The organism is Pseudoalteromonas sp. HM-SA03, from assembly GCF_002289345.1.
Classification (GTDB): domain Bacteria; phylum Pseudomonadota; class Gammaproteobacteria; order Enterobacterales; family Alteromonadaceae; genus Pseudoalteromonas.
On record NZ_NSDG01000089.1, the window covers coordinates 124360 to 143968 of the forward strand.

Annotated in this window: 15 protein-coding genes; all 15 read left to right on the forward strand. The window is 43.7% G+C overall.

Annotated elements, in window-relative coordinates; genetic code table 11:
- Nucleotides 1–3 precede the first annotated feature (3 nt).
- The 15 genes from icmH (at nucleotide 4) to CKO50_RS18360 (ending at nucleotide 19600) form a co-directional block, all read left to right on the forward strand.
- Nucleotides 4–726: a type IVB secretion system protein IcmH/DotU gene (gene icmH, locus CKO50_RS18290; RefSeq protein ID WP_095729323.1), complete on the forward strand. Its 723-nt coding sequence runs from the start codon at nucleotides 4–6 to the stop codon at nucleotides 724–726.
- A gap of 4 nt (nucleotides 727–730) precedes the next feature.
- Nucleotides 731–4441 (forward strand): type VI secretion system membrane subunit TssM, encoded by a 3711-nt coding sequence (tssM, locus tag CKO50_RS18295; protein ID WP_095729324.1) that lies wholly within the window; start codon nucleotides 731–733, stop codon nucleotides 4439–4441.
- 7 nt (nucleotides 4442–4448) lie between these two features.
- Nucleotides 4449–5441, forward strand: a complete 993-nt coding sequence (tagF, locus tag CKO50_RS18300) for a type VI secretion system-associated protein TagF (protein WP_095729325.1) — start codon at nucleotides 4449–4451, stop codon at nucleotides 5439–5441.
- Nucleotides 5438–7021, forward strand: coding sequence for a TssA family type VI secretion system protein (locus tag CKO50_RS18305; RefSeq protein WP_095729326.1), 1584 nt, complete (start codon nucleotides 5438–5440; stop codon nucleotides 7019–7021). Before tagF ends, CKO50_RS18305 begins: the two co-directional genes overlap by 4 nt.
- 58 nt (nucleotides 7022–7079) lie before the next feature.
- Complete coding sequence (gene tssB, locus CKO50_RS18310) at nucleotides 7080–7598, forward strand: type VI secretion system contractile sheath small subunit (protein WP_039495804.1); 519 nt, start codon at nucleotides 7080–7082, stop codon at nucleotides 7596–7598.
- A 12-nt stretch (nucleotides 7599–7610) separates the two neighbouring features.
- Entirely contained in the window at nucleotides 7611–9137 is a 1527-nt protein-coding gene (gene tssC / locus CKO50_RS18315) for a type VI secretion system contractile sheath large subunit (protein ID WP_010377056.1), read from the forward strand.
- A gap of 253 nt (nucleotides 9138–9390) precedes the next feature.
- Nucleotides 9391–9786, forward strand: a complete 396-nt coding sequence (locus CKO50_RS18320) for a hypothetical protein (protein ID WP_095729327.1) — start codon at nucleotides 9391–9393, stop codon at nucleotides 9784–9786.
- A gap of 185 nt (nucleotides 9787–9971) precedes the next feature.
- Nucleotides 9972–10478 carry a hypothetical protein gene (locus tag CKO50_RS18325; protein ID WP_095729328.1) on the forward strand — a complete coding sequence of 169 codons (507 nt, stop codon included), beginning with the start codon at nucleotides 9972–9974 and terminating at the stop codon, nucleotides 10476–10478.
- Between the two features lie 26 nt (nucleotides 10479–10504).
- A complete protein-coding gene (locus tag CKO50_RS18330) occupies nucleotides 10505–10993 on the forward strand; it encodes a hypothetical protein (RefSeq protein ID WP_255230416.1) in 489 nt (162 codons plus the stop codon).
- A gap of 165 nt (nucleotides 10994–11158) precedes the next feature.
- Nucleotides 11159–11644: an Hcp family type VI secretion system effector gene (locus CKO50_RS18335; RefSeq protein WP_010377064.1), complete on the forward strand. Its 486-nt coding sequence runs from the start codon at nucleotides 11159–11161 to the stop codon at nucleotides 11642–11644.
- Between the two features lie 82 nt (nucleotides 11645–11726).
- Nucleotides 11727–12128: a type VI secretion system baseplate subunit TssE gene (tssE, locus tag CKO50_RS18340; RefSeq protein ID WP_039495807.1), complete on the forward strand. Its 402-nt coding sequence runs from the start codon at nucleotides 11727–11729 to the stop codon at nucleotides 12126–12128.
- Nucleotides 12128–13852 (forward strand): type VI secretion system baseplate subunit TssF, encoded by a 1725-nt coding sequence (gene tssF, locus CKO50_RS18345; RefSeq protein WP_095729329.1) that lies wholly within the window; start codon nucleotides 12128–12130, stop codon nucleotides 13850–13852. The genes tssE and tssF overlap by 1 nt, the downstream gene beginning before the upstream one ends.
- Entirely contained in the window at nucleotides 13853–14818 is a 966-nt protein-coding gene (tssG, locus tag CKO50_RS18350) for a type VI secretion system baseplate subunit TssG (RefSeq protein WP_255230417.1), read from the forward strand.
- A gap of 28 nt (nucleotides 14819–14846) precedes the next feature.
- Nucleotides 14847–17534: a type VI secretion system ATPase TssH gene (gene tssH, locus CKO50_RS18355; protein ID WP_095729331.1), complete on the forward strand. Its 2688-nt coding sequence runs from the start codon at nucleotides 14847–14849 to the stop codon at nucleotides 17532–17534.
- Between the two features lie 26 nt (nucleotides 17535–17560).
- Nucleotides 17561–19600 carry a type VI secretion system Vgr family protein gene (locus CKO50_RS18360; protein ID WP_095729332.1) on the forward strand — a complete coding sequence of 680 codons (2040 nt, stop codon included), beginning with the start codon at nucleotides 17561–17563 and terminating at the stop codon, nucleotides 19598–19600.
- Nucleotides 19601–19609: the final 9 nt, after the last annotated feature.

Consider the following 19609-nt stretch of genomic DNA (forward strand, 5'->3'; position numbering starts at 1 on the left):
GTCATGGAAGCGTCGAAAAATAAATCTGAACTAGTCGCCTGCATTTCTCCGGTACTTGAAGTGCTTACTTCAATTCGCCAGGGCGGGGCAGATCATCAAGGAGTTGATGGTCTACGCAGTAAAGTCATGGATGCTTTTGATGAATATGAAAAGAGCTGTTATGACGCACGGATCAGTGCGTCGGAAATGCAGGAAGCCAAATTTGCATTAACCGCTTTAGTCGACGAGCAAATCATGACGGCACAGAAGCCGTACAGTATGGAGTGGATGGCGCGACCTTTACAATTAGAATTATTTGGCAACATGCGTGCGGGAGAAGCTTTTTTTGAAAAGCTTGAAAATATCCGCCGTGCAGCAGCGCAGCAACGTACGGTATTAGAAGTCTATTTTGTTTGTTTACAACTGGGTTTCGAAGGGATCTACAAGATCAAAGGGGTAGAGCAACTCAAAGCGCTGATGCTGGATGTTAGAGCGCAATTAGAAGAGCTTGCTGGTCCTGCAAAATTACAGCTTTCAGATTGTGCAAAACCACAGGAAAGTATGGTCACTAAAGTAGGAAGAAACCTACCTTATTGGGTTATTTTATCGGTAACGCTTGCTTTACTCACCAGTATGTATGCTGGTTCAACGTATTTCATTGAGAATCGTGCGAACCAGCAAGTCGTGCAAATTGATAAGCATATTGAAGTACTAACGCAGTTAGAGAAAACAGGGAAAGCGAGGTAACATCATGTCAGGAATGAATCGTAGTGGACTAGTGCACCTAGTCTTAGGGTTTTTGTCATCTCGTGCGACGGCTCATTGGGTCGGCATATTCGCAATTTTGACGCTAATTTGGTTTGCCGGCCGGTTTATTGGTCTTGAAGATCAAAATCATCGTTTAATGGTGATGGGTGCGGTATTTGCTCTGTTTTGTTTTACTTTATTAGTTCGATGGTTGTGGGTGAAGCGTTCTGGCGACAAGTTAGCGAAAGAAATTGCCAACAATCATGCGGGGACAGAAGCTGAAGTTGAAGAAATCAAAGCTAAAATGGAAGAAGCGCTATCTGCATTAAAAGCTTCTCATTTAGGTGCTGGCTATCGTGGTAACGCTGCCTTATATGCATTGCCTTGGTATATGATCATTGGTCCGTCGGCTGCGGGTAAGAGCACATTATTTGCAAATTCTGGACTGCATTTCCCTTATTCAAAATCTAATCAACTGCATATTCAAGGTTTTGGTGGTACGCGTAATTGTGACTGGTGGTTTTCAGATCAAGCCGTTTTGATTGATACCGCAGGTCGTTATACCACCGAAGAATCTGATAATGATCAATGGTTGTCATTCTTAAAGCTGTTACGTAAATACCGTTCTAAACAACCAATCAATGGAGTGATGGTGGCGATTAGTGTTGCCGACATCTTGACCTCAGACAGCGAACAAATCCGTGACCACGTTAAACAGATCCGTGCTCGTATTGATGAGTTAATCAACCAACTTGGACTTATCTTTCCAGTATATGTGGTGTTTACCAAGTGTGATTTGATCAGCGGCTTTGAGCCTTTCTTTAATGAACTAAGTGAAGATGAGCGTAAGCAACCTTGGGGCGCGTATTTACTTGAAGAAGATGGCACCAATACCGGTGAAGTGGCGAGCGAGAATTTTTCAAAACATCTAACTGGCCTATATGAGCGACTGTGTGATCAGCGTCTAGTTAAAATGACGCGAGAGCGTAACGCCCAACGTAAACAACTGATTTATGATTTTCCTAATCAGTTCAAAGCGGCGTCTGCCAAAGTTGAAGAGTTTATTGATACATTATTTAAAGAAAATCCATACCAGGAAGTACCGTGGTTTGCTGGCGTGTATTTTACCTCTGGCACGCAAGAAGGTACGCCTATCGAGCGTAGCGCAACGAGCAAACTATCTACGTTTAGATCAGTACTGTTTGAATATCGCCAAGAAAGTATAACCTCTGCATTCTTTATAAACCAAGTATTCAAAGATGTATTGTTTAAATTGCAAGATCTCACTCGGGGTAACCGGAAAAAGCGCCGCGTACAAAAATGGCTCAAAGGCTTTGCAGTATGCTTGTGTGTGACGTCGGTTTTTGCTCTGGCAGGCTTGTTGGTTAACTCTTATACCCACAATCAACAGCTTTTAACAACCAGTGATAAATTAACGACTGCTGTTGTTAATACACGAGTTGAAAACCAGCCGTTGGCCGAGCAATTTAACTCAACTTTGTCTCTTTTTGCACACTATCAAGAGTTGAATGATTATGAGAAAAAGCTGCCTTGGTATTTCTTACTTGGTGTTTACAGTGCTGACAACACCATAAAACCAATAGAACAGATATTACGTCAGCGTGTACAAGCGCTCATTGGTGAACCAAGTTCGGAGCTTGTGCAACAAGCGCTTTTTGAAAGCCACCAAAACTGGATTGCGCTGCTAAGTACAGAAGAGCAGGTTGCTAAACGTATCGAGCCAAAACTACGTGATAAGTACTATCAGGCACTAAAGCTGCAGCTTATGATGAGTAACGAGTTTGAACGTTTAAACAAAGACTATGCCAAGTCTGAATTATTAGACTACACGGCGGATCGCTTAGAGCTAACGCTAAACGAAGACACGCAAGCATTAACAGAGCAACTGTCAGGACTAATCGATTTTTACTTAGCCCAATTAGCGGTTGAGCCTGCACCACAGCAGCTTGCGATTTGGCAGAATAATGATTTCTTGGTGAGTCAGGCTCGTTCAGACTTAATGAGTGCGCCAGAACCGACCGCGTTATATGAGCAGATCAAGGCAAAAGTAACGGTATCAAAAGCCGCATTAACGCTTGATCAAATGATGCAGCAAAACAACAAAACCTTTTTGCAGTCCAAGATCAGTATTCCATACGTTTACACCAAAGATGCATGGGAAAAAGAAGTGTACGACGCCATCAAGGTCATTGCGAGCAAAGCATTTTCTGGCGATTGGGTGATGGGCACAGACAACGCAGAAAGTCAAGGTTCTGTTGATGAAGCAAAAGCAAACGCTTTGGTTAAATCTATCCGAGCGCTGTATTTCAGAGATTATGCGAATGTGTGGTTTGAGTTTTTAAATTCAGTAGAAATAAGTCCATTTAATACTAGCAATGCAGCAAGTTTAACGCTGGCTCAGCTGTCGTCACCAGAAGGCCCATTGGTCGATTTAATGGCATCAATCGACAACAACGTGAATCTAATTGATTCGCCAAACAAAACGGTAGAAACAGAAAAGCTGACCGAGCAGGCAAATGCATTACTTGCAAAGTCTAAAAACAAAAAGCTTAAAGGTGCAAAGATAGAAGCCGCGGCGAGAAAGCGTGTACCTGAACTGTCGAGCCGCTTTGCAGATCTTCGTCGCTATACGGCAAAAGGAGAAGAGAATGCTCGCTCTGATTACCTAGAGCAATATCTCGGTGCTTTAAGTGCATTTCATTCGGACATCAAAACGATTGCTGCGAGTAACAATGATGACTATATGGCAATGTCTTTTACTCAAACGCTGTTAAACGGTGATAGCAAAAACCATGCGCTTCAAAGTGCGTGGGTGGTGGTAGAAAGCCAAGTAAGGGCGCTTGACCCTGATACTAAGCAAGCACTTGAAAAACTGCTAAAAGCACCGCTTTTAGCGAGTGTACAGACGGTAATGAACGAAGCTAAAGTGCAGCTCAATGAGCGTTGGTCTAATCAGGTATTCTTAACATACAAAGAAAATATCCGTGGTAAATATCCGTTCAATATCGACGGGCCAGATGCAGCGGTTGAAGATATTAGTGAACTGTTGAACCAAGAGTCAGGTGTGTTCTGGCAATTTATGGCTGAGAATCTATCTCCCTACCTTCGTTTAAAACGTGGTGAGTGGGTAGAAAAAACCTGGAACGGTATCGGCATTGGCTTTAAGCCGGGAGTACTAGACAAGCTTACTAAGGCGAGAAAGGTAACGCGTTCGCTATTTCCTCGAGACGGTTCTGAGGTAGGGATTAGTTTCCAAATGATGCCAGTGGCACAAAAGGGATTGAAAGAAACTTATATCGGCTTTAGCGACCAAAATTACCGTTATAGAAACGAACCTGAAGAGTGGCGTCGTTTTAACTGGCCTGCTCGTGCGGGCACTGAAAAAGCAGTGGTATATGGTTTAGACAGTGAAGGCCGCAGAATTGAAATCGAAAAGTCAGGGCCTTGGGCATTCCTAAAAGTATTGAATGAAGCGAATGTACAGTGGGTTCGTGGTACTGAATTTATGGCAACGTGGCAATTACAAAGAGAAGCAGAGGCTAGTGTTGAACCAATCCAAGTTCAAGTTGCACTTAAGTCAAGCAGAAACAGCGGCATATTCAGCAAATATTTTATGACGTCGTTTGCACTGCCAGAGTCTTTGTTTGATACCAAAGTGAGTGTAGCTTCCAATGAAAACTTGGCGTTGAGGTAACACAGGCATGTTCGGTTTTTTTAATAATAAGAAAGTCGCCAAGGTACCAACGACTCAGCCCTTTGGATTTATGGGTAAGAACCCAATTCAAGCAGACTTTATTAAGTTTAACGTTGACTCAAGAGAAGCAATAGCGCTTGAACGCTGGCTTCAAGAAGGTTACGCAGACATGAGCCGACAGGCGTTGATAAAAGATGCAGCTTCTCAAAAAGAGCAGTCAACGCTATTTTTTATTGCCTCAGGTCAGGACGAAAACTGTTTATTAGGCACATTACAGCCAAGCGAAGATAAAAGTGGAAGACAATACCCATTTTGCTCGTTTGTATTATCGAGTAATGCGGACTACAAACAAAACCCTGCATTTCTATTTAGCGAATGTGGTAGTGCGTTTAAATCGTTAAGTTTGAACCATGAGCTGATCAGAAATTGCAGTAGTGTTGAGCAAATGCGCCATAGCGCACAGGAGCTTAAGCAGGTAAGTGAGCTGGTTTCGCAACCGATCGATTTCGATAAGGCAATGTCTTCACTACGAGCTTCACCGATACAGCGTGTATGGGATGCGCTTGAACTAGAAGATCTTGACCAGCGAGCACAATTAATCAGCCAAGTGATGTCGGCACTCAAAATGATCAAAACCCAAGGCTGTTTGCGTTGTCAGTTCGGGTTGAAGTTACCGATGCCACAGGTGGGTGAAGATACTCAACTGTTAGGTGCATTTTGGCTACATCTCATTACCAATATGGTGGCCGATCATCACTGGCAGCCTTGGTGTTTTTATAACTATGGTCAATTGAGCCAGAAAGCCTCGCTGGTGGTGTATTGCAGACCTATGCCGGCATCGTATTTTGCGTCAGTTTGGCTTGAGCACAATAGCTTGTCGACGACCATTAATCTAACAGGGACTTTGCCACAACATCCGGTGACACCGCATATGTATGAATTGGCAAAAGCATCAAATATGAGTGTTTTCGATGCACTAAGAAGTTGGAGTAAGTTATGAGTCAACCACATAAGTATCAGAGCTGGCAGCAGTGGCGTGAAAATTTATTAGCGCCTCTAGGCGGCATGCCATGCGGTGACGATTTAAAATACGAAGAGTCATTTAAATTACTAAAAGGTTCTTCATCTGGTGTTGCCGAGCCAGACTTCAAAGCCAACTTTATTTTGGCATCAGAACTGTTAGAAAAACAAACCAAAGATATTCGCATTGCGTCGTATCTAGCGTTGGCCGCTACCAATGAGTTTGGGCTTGAGGGTTTGATCCACTCGTTAGATTTGTTTAATCAGCTTTTGCAACAGTATCAGGCGCAGATCCACCCTGTGAAAGAACGTGCGAGAGCATCGGTTCATACTTGGTTCTTACAACAACAACAGCGCTTACTTGGTGTTGCTACAGCGCACAGCGCGACAATGCCGGAGCAGTGGCCAGAATTAAAGCGTGTACTTGAACAGTATGCAACAGACTCGGTGGCGATACTTGATGCAGACTCAGGGCCGCTTGCTGATTTAAAACACTGGTGTGAGCAAGGTTTGGTGTCGCAACCTGTGCTTGCAAAGCCTACGCCGACGGTGCAAGAGCCTGTAGGAAAGAGTGAGGTGGTCACAGCTGAGCAGCCTCAAACACAGCAATCAGTAACAGTGGCGGCACCGTCCAGCGCTGTTGTGACAAAGCCTGTGGCTACTCATGCCATTGCAGTTGAAGCACCACAGTCTGACTCGGCTTATACGGAGCAAGTTCGCAAACTATTGGCGTATGACAAAGAAAACCAAAACTGGATGCGGGCAATTCGGTTGGCGCGCGCAGTGAGATGGGGAGCGCTTGCATTACCACCACATGATGGTGAGTTGAAAACGCGCCTACCAGCGCCTAGACAAGCGGCATTTGTGCCTATTGAAAACGCCTTAGCTGCACAGAACTTTGTCCAAGCGTTAGAAAAAGCAGAAGCCTTATTCATGGAAGGGGCGATGCATTTTAACCTGAATTTACAAAGGCTAACCATCACTGCATTGGAAGGGTTAAAGCTACTGAAAGAGGCGCAGTGGATAGAGTTAGAACTCGCCGCAATCGCTGATCAATACCCAACACTGCTCAGCCTAAAATATGAAGATGGAAGTGAATTTTGTTCCACGGCGAATCGGGAACGAATAGGCGAACATAAATTACTAAGCCAAGGTGAAGGTACAAGCACTGATGGCAATCAGAAAGTTTGGTTAGATAAATTTAAAGAAGCACAGTCGCTTGTTGACCAAAACAAGCTTTCGCAAGCACTGCAGCTAATGGAAGGATTTGCCCAAGACAAGTTCGATTTTGCGAAGCAAAAATTATATCAAGCGCGTTTATTGATGCGCAGTGAACGCGCCGATCTTGCCTATCCAATGTTTGAGCAGCTGCTTAAAGACATTGAACAGTACCGACTGGATTTATGGCACGAGTCGTTTGCTCTAGAGGTTTGGCGTTATGCCAAACAATGCAATGAAGCAGTCTCTACGGAGCAAGGGGATGAATTTGACCTACGAGCAACCGCGATAAAGCAGCAGATGCTCGTAACCAAAGTAAGCTCAGCGATTGACTGGGTTTGATTGTTAACCGCTGGGCTTGTAACGGCAGGCGCAACGACTGATTAAATAAGGAAAGACTATGTCTGATACGTTTCAAAAAGAGATCCCAAGAGCGCGGATCAATATAGCGCTTGAGCTGGAAACCGAAGGTGCGACGCAAAAGAGCGAACTACCAATGAAAGTTCTGGTGGTTGGTGATTACTCTAATGGCCAAAACGACAGTGACCTCGCTGAGCGAGAGCGCATTGCTATAAATAAAAATAACTTAGAGCAAGTGCTAAAAGACATGTCACCAAAGGCAAAATTTCAAGTATCGAACAAAATCGCAGGTGACGGTGAAATCGGTATTAACCTAACGTTTGATGATTTTAAGTCATTCGATCCAGAGCAGGTTGCAGCGCAAGTACCAGAGCTTAACAAGATGATGTCAATGCGTAACTTATTACGTGATCTGAAATCTAACTTGCTTGATAACTCAACGCTGAGAAAAGAGCTTGAGCGCATTTTGCAGAACAAACCAGAACTTGATGAGTTAAAAGCACGCTTAAACGAGTTAGCGCCGCTTTTGTCTGAGCAAGAAAAACAACCGCAAGAGTAAGGACACAAACCGATGAATATGCAAGAAACGTTAAACGTTGAAGCACGCAAAGAAGAGACTTTGACAGCTTCAGCTTACGAAACAATCTGTAATCTTGTGTCTATTGAGCCGGTTTCAAGTGAAATCAGCATTGATAACTTCCGTGATGCTAATAATCTTGCGGAAACAGACACCAATGAGCGCTTAACTGCTGCTATCAATGTCTTTTTAGACATGGCCACTAATGACAGCAAAGAAGTGTCGCGTATCGACAAGTTATTACTTGATGACTACATCGCTAAAGTCGACAAAATTATTTCTGAACAGCTGGACGAAATTTTACATCATCCGCAGTTTCAAAAAGTAGAGTCAGCGTGGCGTTCACTGCGATATTTGGTGAATCGTTGTCCAAATAACTCAAACGTAAAGCTTGAACTACTTGATGTTGATAAAGAAACACTACGTGACGACTTCGAAGAAGCACCAGACACCACGCAATCTGCGCTCTATAAGCAAGTATATACGGCTGAGTATGACACTCCAGGGGGCGAGCCAATTTCGACTATGGTGTCAAACTTTGAATTTGATTGTTCAGCGCCGGATGTGTCGTTATTGCAAGAAATTTCAAGGGTCTCTGCAGCAGCCCATTGTCCTTTCTTAGGTAGTGTTGGTGCTAAGTTCTTCTTAAAAGATTCGCTTGAAGAAGTATCAAAAATTCAGGATTTGGGCTCTTACATGGAGCGTGCTGAGTTTTTACGTTGGAAGAACTTCCGTGAATCAGAAGATGCACGTTACATTGGTTTAGCGTTCCCACGTTTCTTACTGCGCTTACCATACGGCGACTTAAACCCAATTCGTCACTTCAACTATCAAGAAGACGTTAGCAGTGAGCATCATGAACGTTATCTATGGGGTAACGCGACATTTGCGTTCGCGGCAAATATCGTCCGTAGCTTCCACCAAAATGGTTGGGCGGTAAATATTCGTGGTCCACAATCTGGTGGTCGCGTTGAAAATCTACCTCTGCATTCTTTTGAGGCAGGTCGTGGTCAAGAAACTAAGATCCCAACGGAAGTACTTATTTCTGAAACCAAAGAGCTTGAGTTTGCAAACCAAGGGTTTATCCCGCTGAGCTATTACAAAAACAGTGACTTTGCGTGTTTCTTCTCTGCAAACAGTGCGCAAAAGCCACAAATTTTTGAGACGCCGGAAGCCACCTCTAACTCGCGGATCAATGCAAGATTACCTTACATCTACTTGGTATCACGTATTGCACACTATATGAAAGTGATCCAACGTGAAAATATCGGTTCGAGCAAACCTCGTCACGAGCTAGAACAGCAACTTAATGATTGGTTAGGTGCATTAGTTACTAAGATGAATAATCCAGACGAGTCTCTAATTGCGACGCACCCGTTAAAAGATGCCAACGTGACTGTGTCAGAGATCCCGGGTAATCCTGGTTATTACCGTGTGAATACGTATGTTGTTCCACATTTCCAAGTGGAAGGTATCGACGTACGCCTCGCACTCGTTGGTCAAATGCCTGGCGAAAAGTGAAGGCCTCCTGAAGAACCAATGAAGCGTATTTAGGGCAGTGAATGCTGCCCATTATTAAGCATGATATTGAACCTTAATTGTAGCGGTTCAGAAGTATCGGCAAGCGCTTATGAGATATTAGTTGAGTTTGCATCTAAAAGTGCAAAAAGAAAAAGTTGTTAAACCGGATTAGGTTGATAAGCGCAATAATGGGAAATAGTTACTAATAAAAAGACCAAGTTTAATATGGTTGCTGGTAATAAATGGTATATTTATGAATATAGAAGCAGATCATATTATTTGGAAAGTTATATTTTTAGTGCAATGTTCTTTAACTGTATTTTTAATATACGATAATCAGCTTTTTACTTCGTCTGAGATTAGTGTTGCGTTTGTAGACATTGTTGTCTTTATCTTAGATAGCTTGGTTTTGGCAGCAAACTTATTGCTCATATTACAAGTTCGTGTGTTAAGTCGAAGAACATGGGGTTTGGTAGTTTGGGTGTGGTGGTTTGTAAATATATACTCGTTGTTAAACGAATTTTATTTGGGCGGTTATACCTCGTCTGAGATGTTGTTTTTTGGGAATATAATCTGGATTTTAATTTTATTTTCCTTGCCTGTAGTTAAGTACAGAAGCTTTATAGGAAAACCTATTAAAGCTGAGTAAAGTTAAAACGATTTATACTTCCATGATGCACTTTAGTGCATGCGTTAAACGGTGGAAGTGACGTGCACCTTGAGCTCGTTAGTCAACAACCTAGCGATAGATAAAGACCGTCAATATAAGTGAATAAACCTATCTAAGGCTGAGAAGGTAGCTTTAGGCAAGAAGCGATGAGGCAAAGGATTGTCATGTTTAAACGAAAAGTATGTAACTGGTTGATGGTACTAAGTACAGTCTTGATGACTAACTTGTCATATAGCCAGGAGATGACACCAGAGCTCTTTTTTGCAAAAAAGAAATTGCAAAAAGCAGCTATAGCTTACACCGCGGCGACGGAAACGTGTTTTGAGCATGCTCCACGAGTAAAACCAAGCCAGCTTGAGGTAGGAAAATTTGAAACAGAATTCGTTGTTAAAGCAATAAATTACCTTCATTACGTAGCGCTTAATGATTGTATGCAAGACCATGATGTAAATTTTTTAAAAGCAGTTGAGCACTATAATCAAACTGCGCAGAAGCATGAGTCAATCACCGTGGACAGTTTTGTGACATACAGATGGAATGAAGAGCTTAGATCTGAGTTTGAATTTCAAAAGTTACCAACGGATATGCAAGTGCATTTTTTACAACTTGAAGTATTACAAAAGCCATTCAATGCCGCAAAATTAGTGATGGAACTGTTGGGTGAACTGTAAAGCGAAGCCAAAGGATGGGCATGAGAATGAAGAAATTTTATTACTTATTGATGTTGTTATTTCCGGTTATTGTTTTTGCTAAAACGGCAACTCCGGAGCTCTTTTTTGCAAAAAAGAAATTACAAGAAGCAACTATCTCTTACACCGCAGCGATGGAAACGTGTTTTGAGCATACTCCACGTGTTCGCCCAAGCGAGTTAAAGATAGACAAACTTGAAACAGAATTAGTCGTAGATGCAGTAAATTACCTGCATTACGTCGCACTTAATTATTGTATGAAAGACGAATATATTCGTTTCTTAGGTGCAGTTAATTACTACAACTCTTTGGTTAATCGTGATAAATGGTTAGCGGTTGATAGCTTTGTTATTTCTGCTTTGAAAGAAGAAATACGTGGAGAATTTGAATTTAAACAGTTACCCAAAGCGGTTCAGCAGCACTTTTTGCAGCTGGATATACTAAAAACGCCATTTGATGCGGCGACGTTAGTGATGGAATTACGTGGTGACTTATAACATGTAGTGAAAGATTGCCCCAAGTTGGCTGCCACCAACTTGGGACATGTTCCCAAATTGGCATAAAGCGTGGCGCTTTGTTTGGGGATCAAACGTGAAAAACACGCGTTTGATCAATGCCTTTAATAATTAGGAAACATCTTATCTTAAAAGGAGAAATTAAAAATGGCAATTCCAGCGTATATGTGGTTAAAGGACGACCAAGGTAACGACGTTAAAGGTTCAGTAACTGTAGCTGAGCGTGAAGGTTCAATTGAGATTTTGCATTTCGATCACGAATTGCGTATCCCAACTGATAACGACACGGGCGAGCTAACAGGTACTCGTAAGCACGAGCCTTTTGTTATCACAAAAGCTGTGGATGCTGCTACTCCGTACATGTACAAAGCGTGTTCAAACGGTCAAACATTAAAGCAACTTGAGCTTAAATGGTACCGTATTGATGACACTGGTACTGAGCGTGAGTACTTCCGCCATACGCTTGAAGACGTGAAAATCACTTCAATCACGCCAACAATGCACAACGTTAAAGATTTGGATAAAGAGCGTTATCCTCACCTTGAAACAGTGCACATGCGTTACAAGCGCATCACTTGGACGTACCTAGACGGTAACATTGAGTTCTCTGACTCATGGACTGAAGGTCGTTAATTTCGAGTGTTGGAGGCCTGCTGGCCTCCTTTTCAAGCTTAAACTAGTTCGCGCAATGAATGAATAGAGAGCGTATTTTTCTATGGCCTTATTTGATTTGCTAGCTCAACCATCACGCCAAGCCTATAGCGATAACAATTTATCGCATCTAAGCGACAGCGTATGTAAACACCTAACGCAATTATTGAATGCGCGTAGGGGAGTGCTTGAGCATTTAGGTGATTATGGTTTACCGGATGTGGAAGATCTATATGAAGGACTACCTTATTCACAGCAAACACTTGCCAATGAAGTAAAAAGAACCATAGAAAAGTACGAACCAAGAATTACCAACCTCATCGTTCGGCCCATCGACATAAAAGAGGAAAACTGTGTGATTCGATTTGAGATAAGAGCGCAATTAAAAACCGGCGAGATAATCAGATTGAATACTAAGTTTGCATCAGGTGGTAAAGCAAACGTCAATGCAGGAGGAGCAGACTAATGGATATGCAGCAATATTTTGATGCGCAAATGAGGCTGTTAACACAAGCAGGTAAACAATTTGCTCAGCAGTATCCTGAACATGCCGGCTTTTTAAATATTGACGCGTTAAAGGATAGAGATCCTCATGTTGAGCGCTTGCTCGAAGGAGTCGCTTACTTAACGGCATTTACGCAAAAGCGATTGGACGAGACGCTACCCGAAGTGTCTGAGCAGGTACTCAGACAGATTTGCCCAATATTGTTAAATTATTATCCGTCTACGACGGTGCTAGAGTTTGCGCCAAAACTCACCATGCAAGGACTGGTGAGTGTGCCAAAAGGCGCGAAAGTCTCTTCCCATAAAAGTGACAACGCCCCTGTGGCTTGTCACTTTACTACCACCGCAGAAACGAAAGTGCTGCCGTTTGAGATCTACTCTGTGGACTATCATGAGATCCACACTGGTGCGACGTTAAACTTGCACCTCAAGCGGTTAGGCCAAGGCAGTTTAGATGATTACGATCTCTCTAAATTGCGGGTGTATTTACGTGGTGACACTCCGCTTTGTGCCAGTCTTTATCAAATGATGAAGAACCCAAATGCAGCGATAGAGGTTGAGACAGGAAAGCTTGGCAGTACGACGCAATATACCTTGAACAAGTCAAAAATTGATGCGGCTTTTCATAAAGACAGCACCGGAATGCTGCCGAACAGCGAACAGAGTCATCCCGCTTATGCGTTGCTACTTGATTACTTTAACTCTCGTGAAAAGTTCTATTTTGTTGAACTAACGGGACTGGATACGCTAAATATTGATCCAGACACTAATACTATCAGCATCAAAATAGCCAGTGATATTAAATTACCGCCCGGTAACAAAGTAAATGCGGATAATATCCTGCTTAATTGTGTACCTGCGGTAAATATCTACCCAGTAGATGCCGAGCCTATCCGAGTGAGCGAAAACCAAACCGAATACCAACTACATCCAGTGCAAAATAAACTTGGAGAGAGTTTTTGTTATAGCGTTAAGTCGGTACAAGGCGCAAGCAGTAGCACTGGAGAAGCCATCGACTTTGTTTCTCGATATAGCACGGTATATGAAGATAACGCCCATTTGTATTCACTGATAAGCCGTGACATTGGCGGGGTATCGCCACAGACGTACATTCAGCTTTCAATGCAAGAAGTGGGTGATATTACTACTTTATCGACGGATCTATTAGCGCATAACGCGGCGTGGCCAAGGCAAACACTGCAAGAAGGCGATATCAATGCACAAAGCGCTGATGTACCGTCGGTACTTAGCGTTAAAAATGTCGTAAGACCGAGCAAGTTGCTTAATTCTCCTGATCAGGCTTTACATTGGCAGCTCATTAGCTTATTGAATATGCGTTTTTCTCAGCTTGCGGAGCCAACCCAGCTGAAAAAGCTATTGGCGCTGTTTGATTGGTCGGAGCGCTCTGAAAATCGAAACCGTATTGAGAGTATCCAAGGTGCTGAATCTAAACCTATCTCATTGCTACAAAAAGGCGTGTTCGTTAAAGGGATAGAGATCCACTTAACCCTAAACGAAAAGAGCTTTGTTTGCACAGCCGATGCGTATCATTTTTGTGATGTGTTGCATCAGTTCTTTAAATTATATGCGCCAATTAACGAATGTTTAAAAACCCGAGTTACGCTGCTGCCAAGTTACCATGAGTGGGAATGGGACGTGACGGCAGGCGATAGTTATCAGGTGTAAATGATGGAGCAGCAAAACCAACCCATTTGGGCAAAACTGCCAGAGCCGATAGCTAATTTGATGGCCACACCTTGGCGCTTTAGTTTGTACAAGGCGCTAACGCTTATTGAACAGCATTGGGCCAGCAATAACGAGTTACAAAGTGGCCACAGTCATCGCGTAGAAATTGCACCGTATAAAGAACTTGGGTTTCCAGCGTCAGATGTTAGACGCTGTGAATTGCAAGTAAGGCAACGAGGTAAGCTGAGGCTTGAAACGTCATTTCTCGGTTTATATGGCGTTGACGCTGCGATGCCGCACTACTTGTTAGAGCAAGCCGCAGGAGACGAAGAGGTAGGTGCAAGAACACGCGCGTTTTTAGATCTCTTTAATCATGTACTGTATTGCCAGCTATTTCAAAGTTGGAAGAAGTCTCAGATTAATCTCGCGGGCATTGGTGCGCAACAATTTGATCAAATAGTTGCTGCAGTATTTGAAAATAACCAGTCGGATAAGAGCAAACTAAACCTCATTAGTGCCAAACAAACCAGTGCAGCTGGGCTTGAGCAAGTATTAAAGCAAGCGCTACAAGACGAAAGCTTAACGCTAAAAGACAATATCGTTGAATGGGAAGATATTACCGAAGCGGGCAAATTAGGCTCAAAACATAGCGGTTTCTCATTGGGTGGTAATGGCGTATTGGGTAAACGCGTATTGGTCACCGGCAATCGTATTTGCATTGAGCTTGGTCCAATGGACGAGGCTGAGGCGCAGCTATATGAGCCAGGTGGCGTAAAGGCGAAACGTTTATCACAGTTATTAAATTGGCACACCTCCACCAAAATGAACTGGCAGCTGTTAGTGCAGATCAATCGCCAAGCACGCGAGGGGACTCGATTAGGGGCTGGCAAGCTTGGGATAAGTTGTGCGATAGGTAAAGTTAACGCACGCGTAGAGAAGAAAATATATTCACAATCACAGTTTTAATGCGAACGGGAATAGCAAGGATTAAAAGATGGACGCAACAGGCATAAAGAATCTCATAGACAAACTCAATCATCACAGCGCGACAGCGTTAGAAGCTGCGGCTGGATTCGCAGCGAGTCGAAAGCATTTTGAGGTGCTACCAGAGCATTACTTATTAAAGTTAATGGAAGAGCACAATGACGGCGATGTTGCGAAGATTTTACCTTTCTTCGAAGTTGATCAAGACGCATTGTGGAATAGCGCGCTAGAATTTATCAATCAACAAGATGCTGGTAACCCGAGCAAGCCGGTTTTCTCCCGTCGCCTCTATGAGTGGTTAGAAAAAGCATGGCTCAGCGCAAACATGCGCCATCAAAATGATTGGATCACAGGCGCTGCGCTGATTGACTCGTTCAAAGACATGGCGATATATAGCCCTGCATTTGGACTGGCACGCGAGTTCGACAAGATTGATACGCACTTCTTAAAGCAGAATTTAAACAAGATCTGTAAAGGCTCGACTGAGCGTCAAGTATTCAGTAAGCCAAATGCTGACAACACGGTGTCGAATAGCCGCTCACAAGGTGAAAGTGCGCTAGAAGCATTTTGTGAAGACCTCACTGAAAAAGCACGTTCTGGTGCAATTGACCCAGTCCTTGGGCGTAACGAAGAGATCCGTCTCGCAATCGATGTGTTGTGTCGTCGCCGTAAAAATAATCCAATCTTTGTCGGTGAACCCGGTGTTGGTAAAACGGCAGTGGTAGAAGGGCTTGCTCAGCGCGTTGTTGAAGGGCAAGTTCCGCCAGAACTCAAAGAAGTTAAGATCTGCGTACTGGATATGGGGCTGCTACAAGCCGGAGCCGGCGTAAAAGGTGAATTTGAGCGTCGTCTTAAACAAGTCATTGATGAAGTAAAGAGTTCAGCGACCCCTGTTATCTTATTTATTGACGAAGCGCATACCTTGATTGGTGCTGGTGGCGACGCTGGCATGGGAGATGCCGCAAACCTACTAAAACCTGCACTTGCTCGTGGAGAAGTAAGAACACTTGCAGCAACGACATGGAGTGAATATAAAAAATATTTTGAGCGCGATGCTGCGCTTGAACGCCGGTTTCAATTAATTAAAGTCGATGAGCCAACCGAGCAAGCCGCAAAGCTTATGCTCACAGGTCTTAAAGAGAAATACGAAAAGCATCATCAAATTCAAATCACAGACAGCGCAATTGAAGCCGCGGTTAGTTTGTCTGCACGATATATTACAGGTAGACAATTACCTGACAAAGCCATTGATGTACTAGATACTGCGGCTGCAATGGTCAGAATGGGACCGGCAACGTCGCCTGTTGTGATTGATAAAGCCAAAGAGCAGATCCGTTACTATCAAAGCAGAATTGAACGCTTGGCAATCGAGTCAAAGCTTGGGATTGCAGATCAAACTTGCATTCAAAGCCTCACCGATGCGCTTACACAAGCCCAAGAGCAGCTTGCTGAGCTTGAGCAAAGCCGTGAGCTGCAAATTGATACTTATAACGCCTTACACGGTGCGAGTGACGAAGAGAAACCTGCGATTAGACAAGCGCTTGCTGCGTTAAATCAAGATGATAATGCGATTTTCTCCGAAGTGACCAGCGATACGGTAGCGCAAGTGATCGCAAGTTGGACTGGGATCCCTGTCGGTAACATGGTGAAAGACGAGCTGGAGAACTTACTTAAGCTTGAGCAATCACTGGCACAAAGCGTTGTGGGTCAAAATGCTGGATTGACTGCGATTGCACAAACCTTACGGGTTGCAAAAGCGGGTGTATCGGCCTCATCTGGCCCACTGGGCGTATTCTTATTAGCGGGTCCTTCAGGGGTTGGTAAAACCGAAACTGCAAAACACATAGCCGAACTACTATTTGGTGGCGAGAAGTTCTTAACCACAATAAACATGAGTGAATATCAAGAAGCACATACGGTATCACAACTCAAAGGCTCACCACCGGGTTATGTGGGTTATGGTGAAGGCGGGGTGTTGACCGAAGCTGTGCGTCAACGTCCATATTCTGTGGTGTTACTTGACGAAGTGGAAAAAGCCCACGCAGATGTCATGAATATGTTTTACCAAGTGTTTGAAATGGGTGTAATGCGTGATGGTGAAGGCCGTGAAATCGATTTTAGAAACACGGTTATCATCATGACTTCTAATTTAGGGGCTGAGCAAATCATCAATGCTTGTACACCAGAAACCGAGCAGCAGGCCATGCAGCAAATGGTGGATGGGATCATTCAGCAGGGTGTACCTGAAGACGAAGAAGCACAAGACAACAACGAACAAGAAACACCGTTTGAGAGACCGAGCTTTCAGCAGCTAGTCAGCTTAATTAAGCCAAACTTGCTCGCGCATTTTGCACCTGCGCTTTTAGCGCGTATGCAGGTTGTGCCTTTCTTCCCGCTAGATACCGATGTGTTAAAACATATCGTGGCACTAAAGCTTGAGAAGGTCGCGGCGCGACTTCATGACAATCACGCAATACAACTGCGCGTAGATCAAACAGCGCTAGATTATCTAGCCGATAAATGCGCTATGTCTGATAGCGGCGCACGATTGGTTAACGCAACAATTGAACAACAAATTTTACCTGGGATCGCTCGTTCAATTTTGGGCTTTATGAGCGAAGAAGATATGCCAGACCTGCTGACGCTGACACTGGATGAAAATGGTGAAATTGAAGCCGTATTCGCCGACTTAAGCTAACGGTAGATACGAGTAAGGAGACAAAAATGGAAATGCTAGCATCACTTGCCGATAAACTGCCTAAGGCAAACGAAAGTCACTTTGCAATCGAAATTGCGGGGCTATCAGGAAGTTTATTTAAAGTATTGAGTTTTGAATCACACAATGACAGCTTATGCAGTGACTATCGCTTCGATATTGAGGTGTTAAGTGAAGAGCTAATTGAGCCTGATCTGGTGATTGGTAAAGATGTTACATTTTCCATTACGTGGGCGATGTCTGACAGAACGGTTTCGGGAATTATTACCGAATATGTTTGCCATGGTCGCAGTCATCAAGGCTACGTGTATACCTTATCCTTTCAATCACTTTTGGTGTTGCTCAAACATCAACGATCAAATCGCGTTTTTACCGACATGTCTGCGGATGCCATCGTGAAAAGTGTGTTAGACAAGGCAGGGTTCCCGTCAGGAAAATTGCAACTAAAGGCATCATCGCCAACCCTTGCTATGACAGTGCAGTATGACGAAAGCGACTTTGACTTTGTGACGCGTCTAATGCGCCGCTACGGTTTTGTTTACGGCAGCACAGAGTCAACGGGCAGTCAAGCTAATCTGTCAGTGTTTGGCAGCAGCAGTGATTTTTCTTCAGAGATGGAAGAGATAACTTTGCCTTACGCGTCACCTACTGGACAGGTTAGGCCGAGCGAGTCTGTTTTTGCCTTTTCTAAAAAGGCGAGTCTACGAAATAGCGGCTTTAGGCTGTATGACGAGGACTATGAAAAAGGCTGTGCACTGTCTGTTAATAGCAATAATCAAACAGAGGTGGGCGGCTTTGGTGAAGACAGCATATTTGCTGAAAACTTCATGACAAAAGGAGATGGCGATACGCTTACCAAAGTGCACCAGCAAAGCATTGATTGTCAGAGAAACCTTTTTGTTATCGATACCGACTGTCGGGCGCTTCGTCCGGGTGTCGCTTTAACCATAACCGATCACCTTAATTACAGCGGTCGTTACTTAGTGGTGTCTGTTGCTCATAAAGGCTGCCAAGGCGGTAGCGTTGAATACGGTTCCAAGGTAAAAGGCTTAACCTATAAAAACCAAGCGACGATTATCCCAATTGATGTGCAGTTTAAAGCGCCTGTGATTAAGCGTAAAAAGGTCTTTGCATCGTTTAACGCCACGATTGAGCAAGAAGTGGATGACAAAGGGCGCTATAAAGTCAAGCTGCCATTTAACCAAGATGGTGAAGGGGAAGAGAGTAAACCGACTCGACTTATGCAGCACTATGGTGGGCCTGGCGGGCACGGCATGCACTTTCCTTTAAACAAAGGAACTGAGGTTATTGTGGCGGGCGAAAATGGAGATTTAGACAGACCGGTCATTCTCGGTGCGTTATTTAACGATGAAGCACTAAGCCCGGTAACTGCAGAGAATGCCACCGAAAATAAATTGGTGACGAAGGCAGAAAACACTTTGTTGATGGATGACAAACAAGGCGAAGAAAAAATCCAACTGTTCACCAAAGCGCAAGAAAATATACTCGAATTTAATGCCACAGAAGGCAGCGAATTTATCAAGCTTGAAACCAAAAAAGGTTACATCGATATTAAATCGAAAGAAGCGATGACGCTGCAATCACAAGCGAATATTGTTGCACAAGCAGACAAAGAAATAAGCATTCGCGCAGAAGATGCTGTGTATATCCAAAGTATTGAGTCCAATATTGAAATCAATGCCAAAGAGGCGATTCAACTCACCGCAGACACCGACATTAAAATTCAGTCTGCTGACAGCAATATTCAATTCGAAGCGCAGCAATCCATCAATCTTGAGGCTGCGCAAGACATCAGTTACTTCAGTGTTGGCGGTAACGTTGAGCTTGCGGCGCAAAATGGTAACTTGACCATTAATGCCGATAGAAACATTTCTATCGTTGGCCAAGGTAGCGGCTCAATTCAGCTCTCTCAAGGCGGCGGAAAAATAGAAATCGATGCGGCAGGTAATATTACTATCGATGCGAACAACTTGAACTTAAGCGCCAGCAATATTTCAGTGTCTGGCTCAGCAATTAGCCATAACTAAGCAGGGAGC

What these genes read in the sequence shown, in the direction of transcription:
- icmH (WP_095729323.1), top strand. Translation starts at nt 4, where the DNA reads ATGGAAGCGTCGAAAAATAAATCTGAACTAGTCGCCTGCATTTCTCCG.
- tssM (WP_095729324.1), top strand. Translation starts at nt 731, where the DNA reads ATGTCAGGAATGAATCGTAGTGGACTAGTGCACCTAGTCTTAGGGTTT.
- tagF (WP_095729325.1), top strand. Translation starts at nt 4,449, where the DNA reads ATGTTCGGTTTTTTTAATAATAAGAAAGTCGCCAAGGTACCAACGACT.
- CKO50_RS18305 (WP_095729326.1), top strand. Translation starts at nt 5,438, where the DNA reads ATGAGTCAACCACATAAGTATCAGAGCTGGCAGCAGTGGCGTGAAAAT.
- tssB (WP_039495804.1), top strand. Translation starts at nt 7,080, where the DNA reads ATGTCTGATACGTTTCAAAAAGAGATCCCAAGAGCGCGGATCAATATA.
- tssC (WP_010377056.1), top strand. Translation starts at nt 7,611, where the DNA reads ATGAATATGCAAGAAACGTTAAACGTTGAAGCACGCAAAGAAGAGACT.
- CKO50_RS18320 (WP_095729327.1), top strand. Translation starts at nt 9,391, where the DNA reads ATGAATATAGAAGCAGATCATATTATTTGGAAAGTTATATTTTTAGTG.
- CKO50_RS18325 (WP_095729328.1), top strand. Translation starts at nt 9,972, where the DNA reads ATGTTTAAACGAAAAGTATGTAACTGGTTGATGGTACTAAGTACAGTC.
- CKO50_RS18330 (WP_255230416.1), top strand. Translation starts at nt 10,505, where the DNA reads ATGAAGAAATTTTATTACTTATTGATGTTGTTATTTCCGGTTATTGTT.
- CKO50_RS18335 (WP_010377064.1), top strand. Translation starts at nt 11,159, where the DNA reads ATGGCAATTCCAGCGTATATGTGGTTAAAGGACGACCAAGGTAACGAC.
- tssE (WP_039495807.1), top strand. Translation starts at nt 11,727, where the DNA reads ATGGCCTTATTTGATTTGCTAGCTCAACCATCACGCCAAGCCTATAGC.
- tssF (WP_095729329.1), top strand. Translation starts at nt 12,128, where the DNA reads ATGGATATGCAGCAATATTTTGATGCGCAAATGAGGCTGTTAACACAA.
- tssG (WP_255230417.1), top strand. Translation starts at nt 13,853, where the DNA reads ATGATGGAGCAGCAAAACCAACCCATTTGGGCAAAACTGCCAGAGCCG.
- tssH (WP_095729331.1), top strand. Translation starts at nt 14,847, where the DNA reads ATGGACGCAACAGGCATAAAGAATCTCATAGACAAACTCAATCATCAC.
- CKO50_RS18360 (WP_095729332.1), top strand. Translation starts at nt 17,561, where the DNA reads ATGGAAATGCTAGCATCACTTGCCGATAAACTGCCTAAGGCAAACGAA.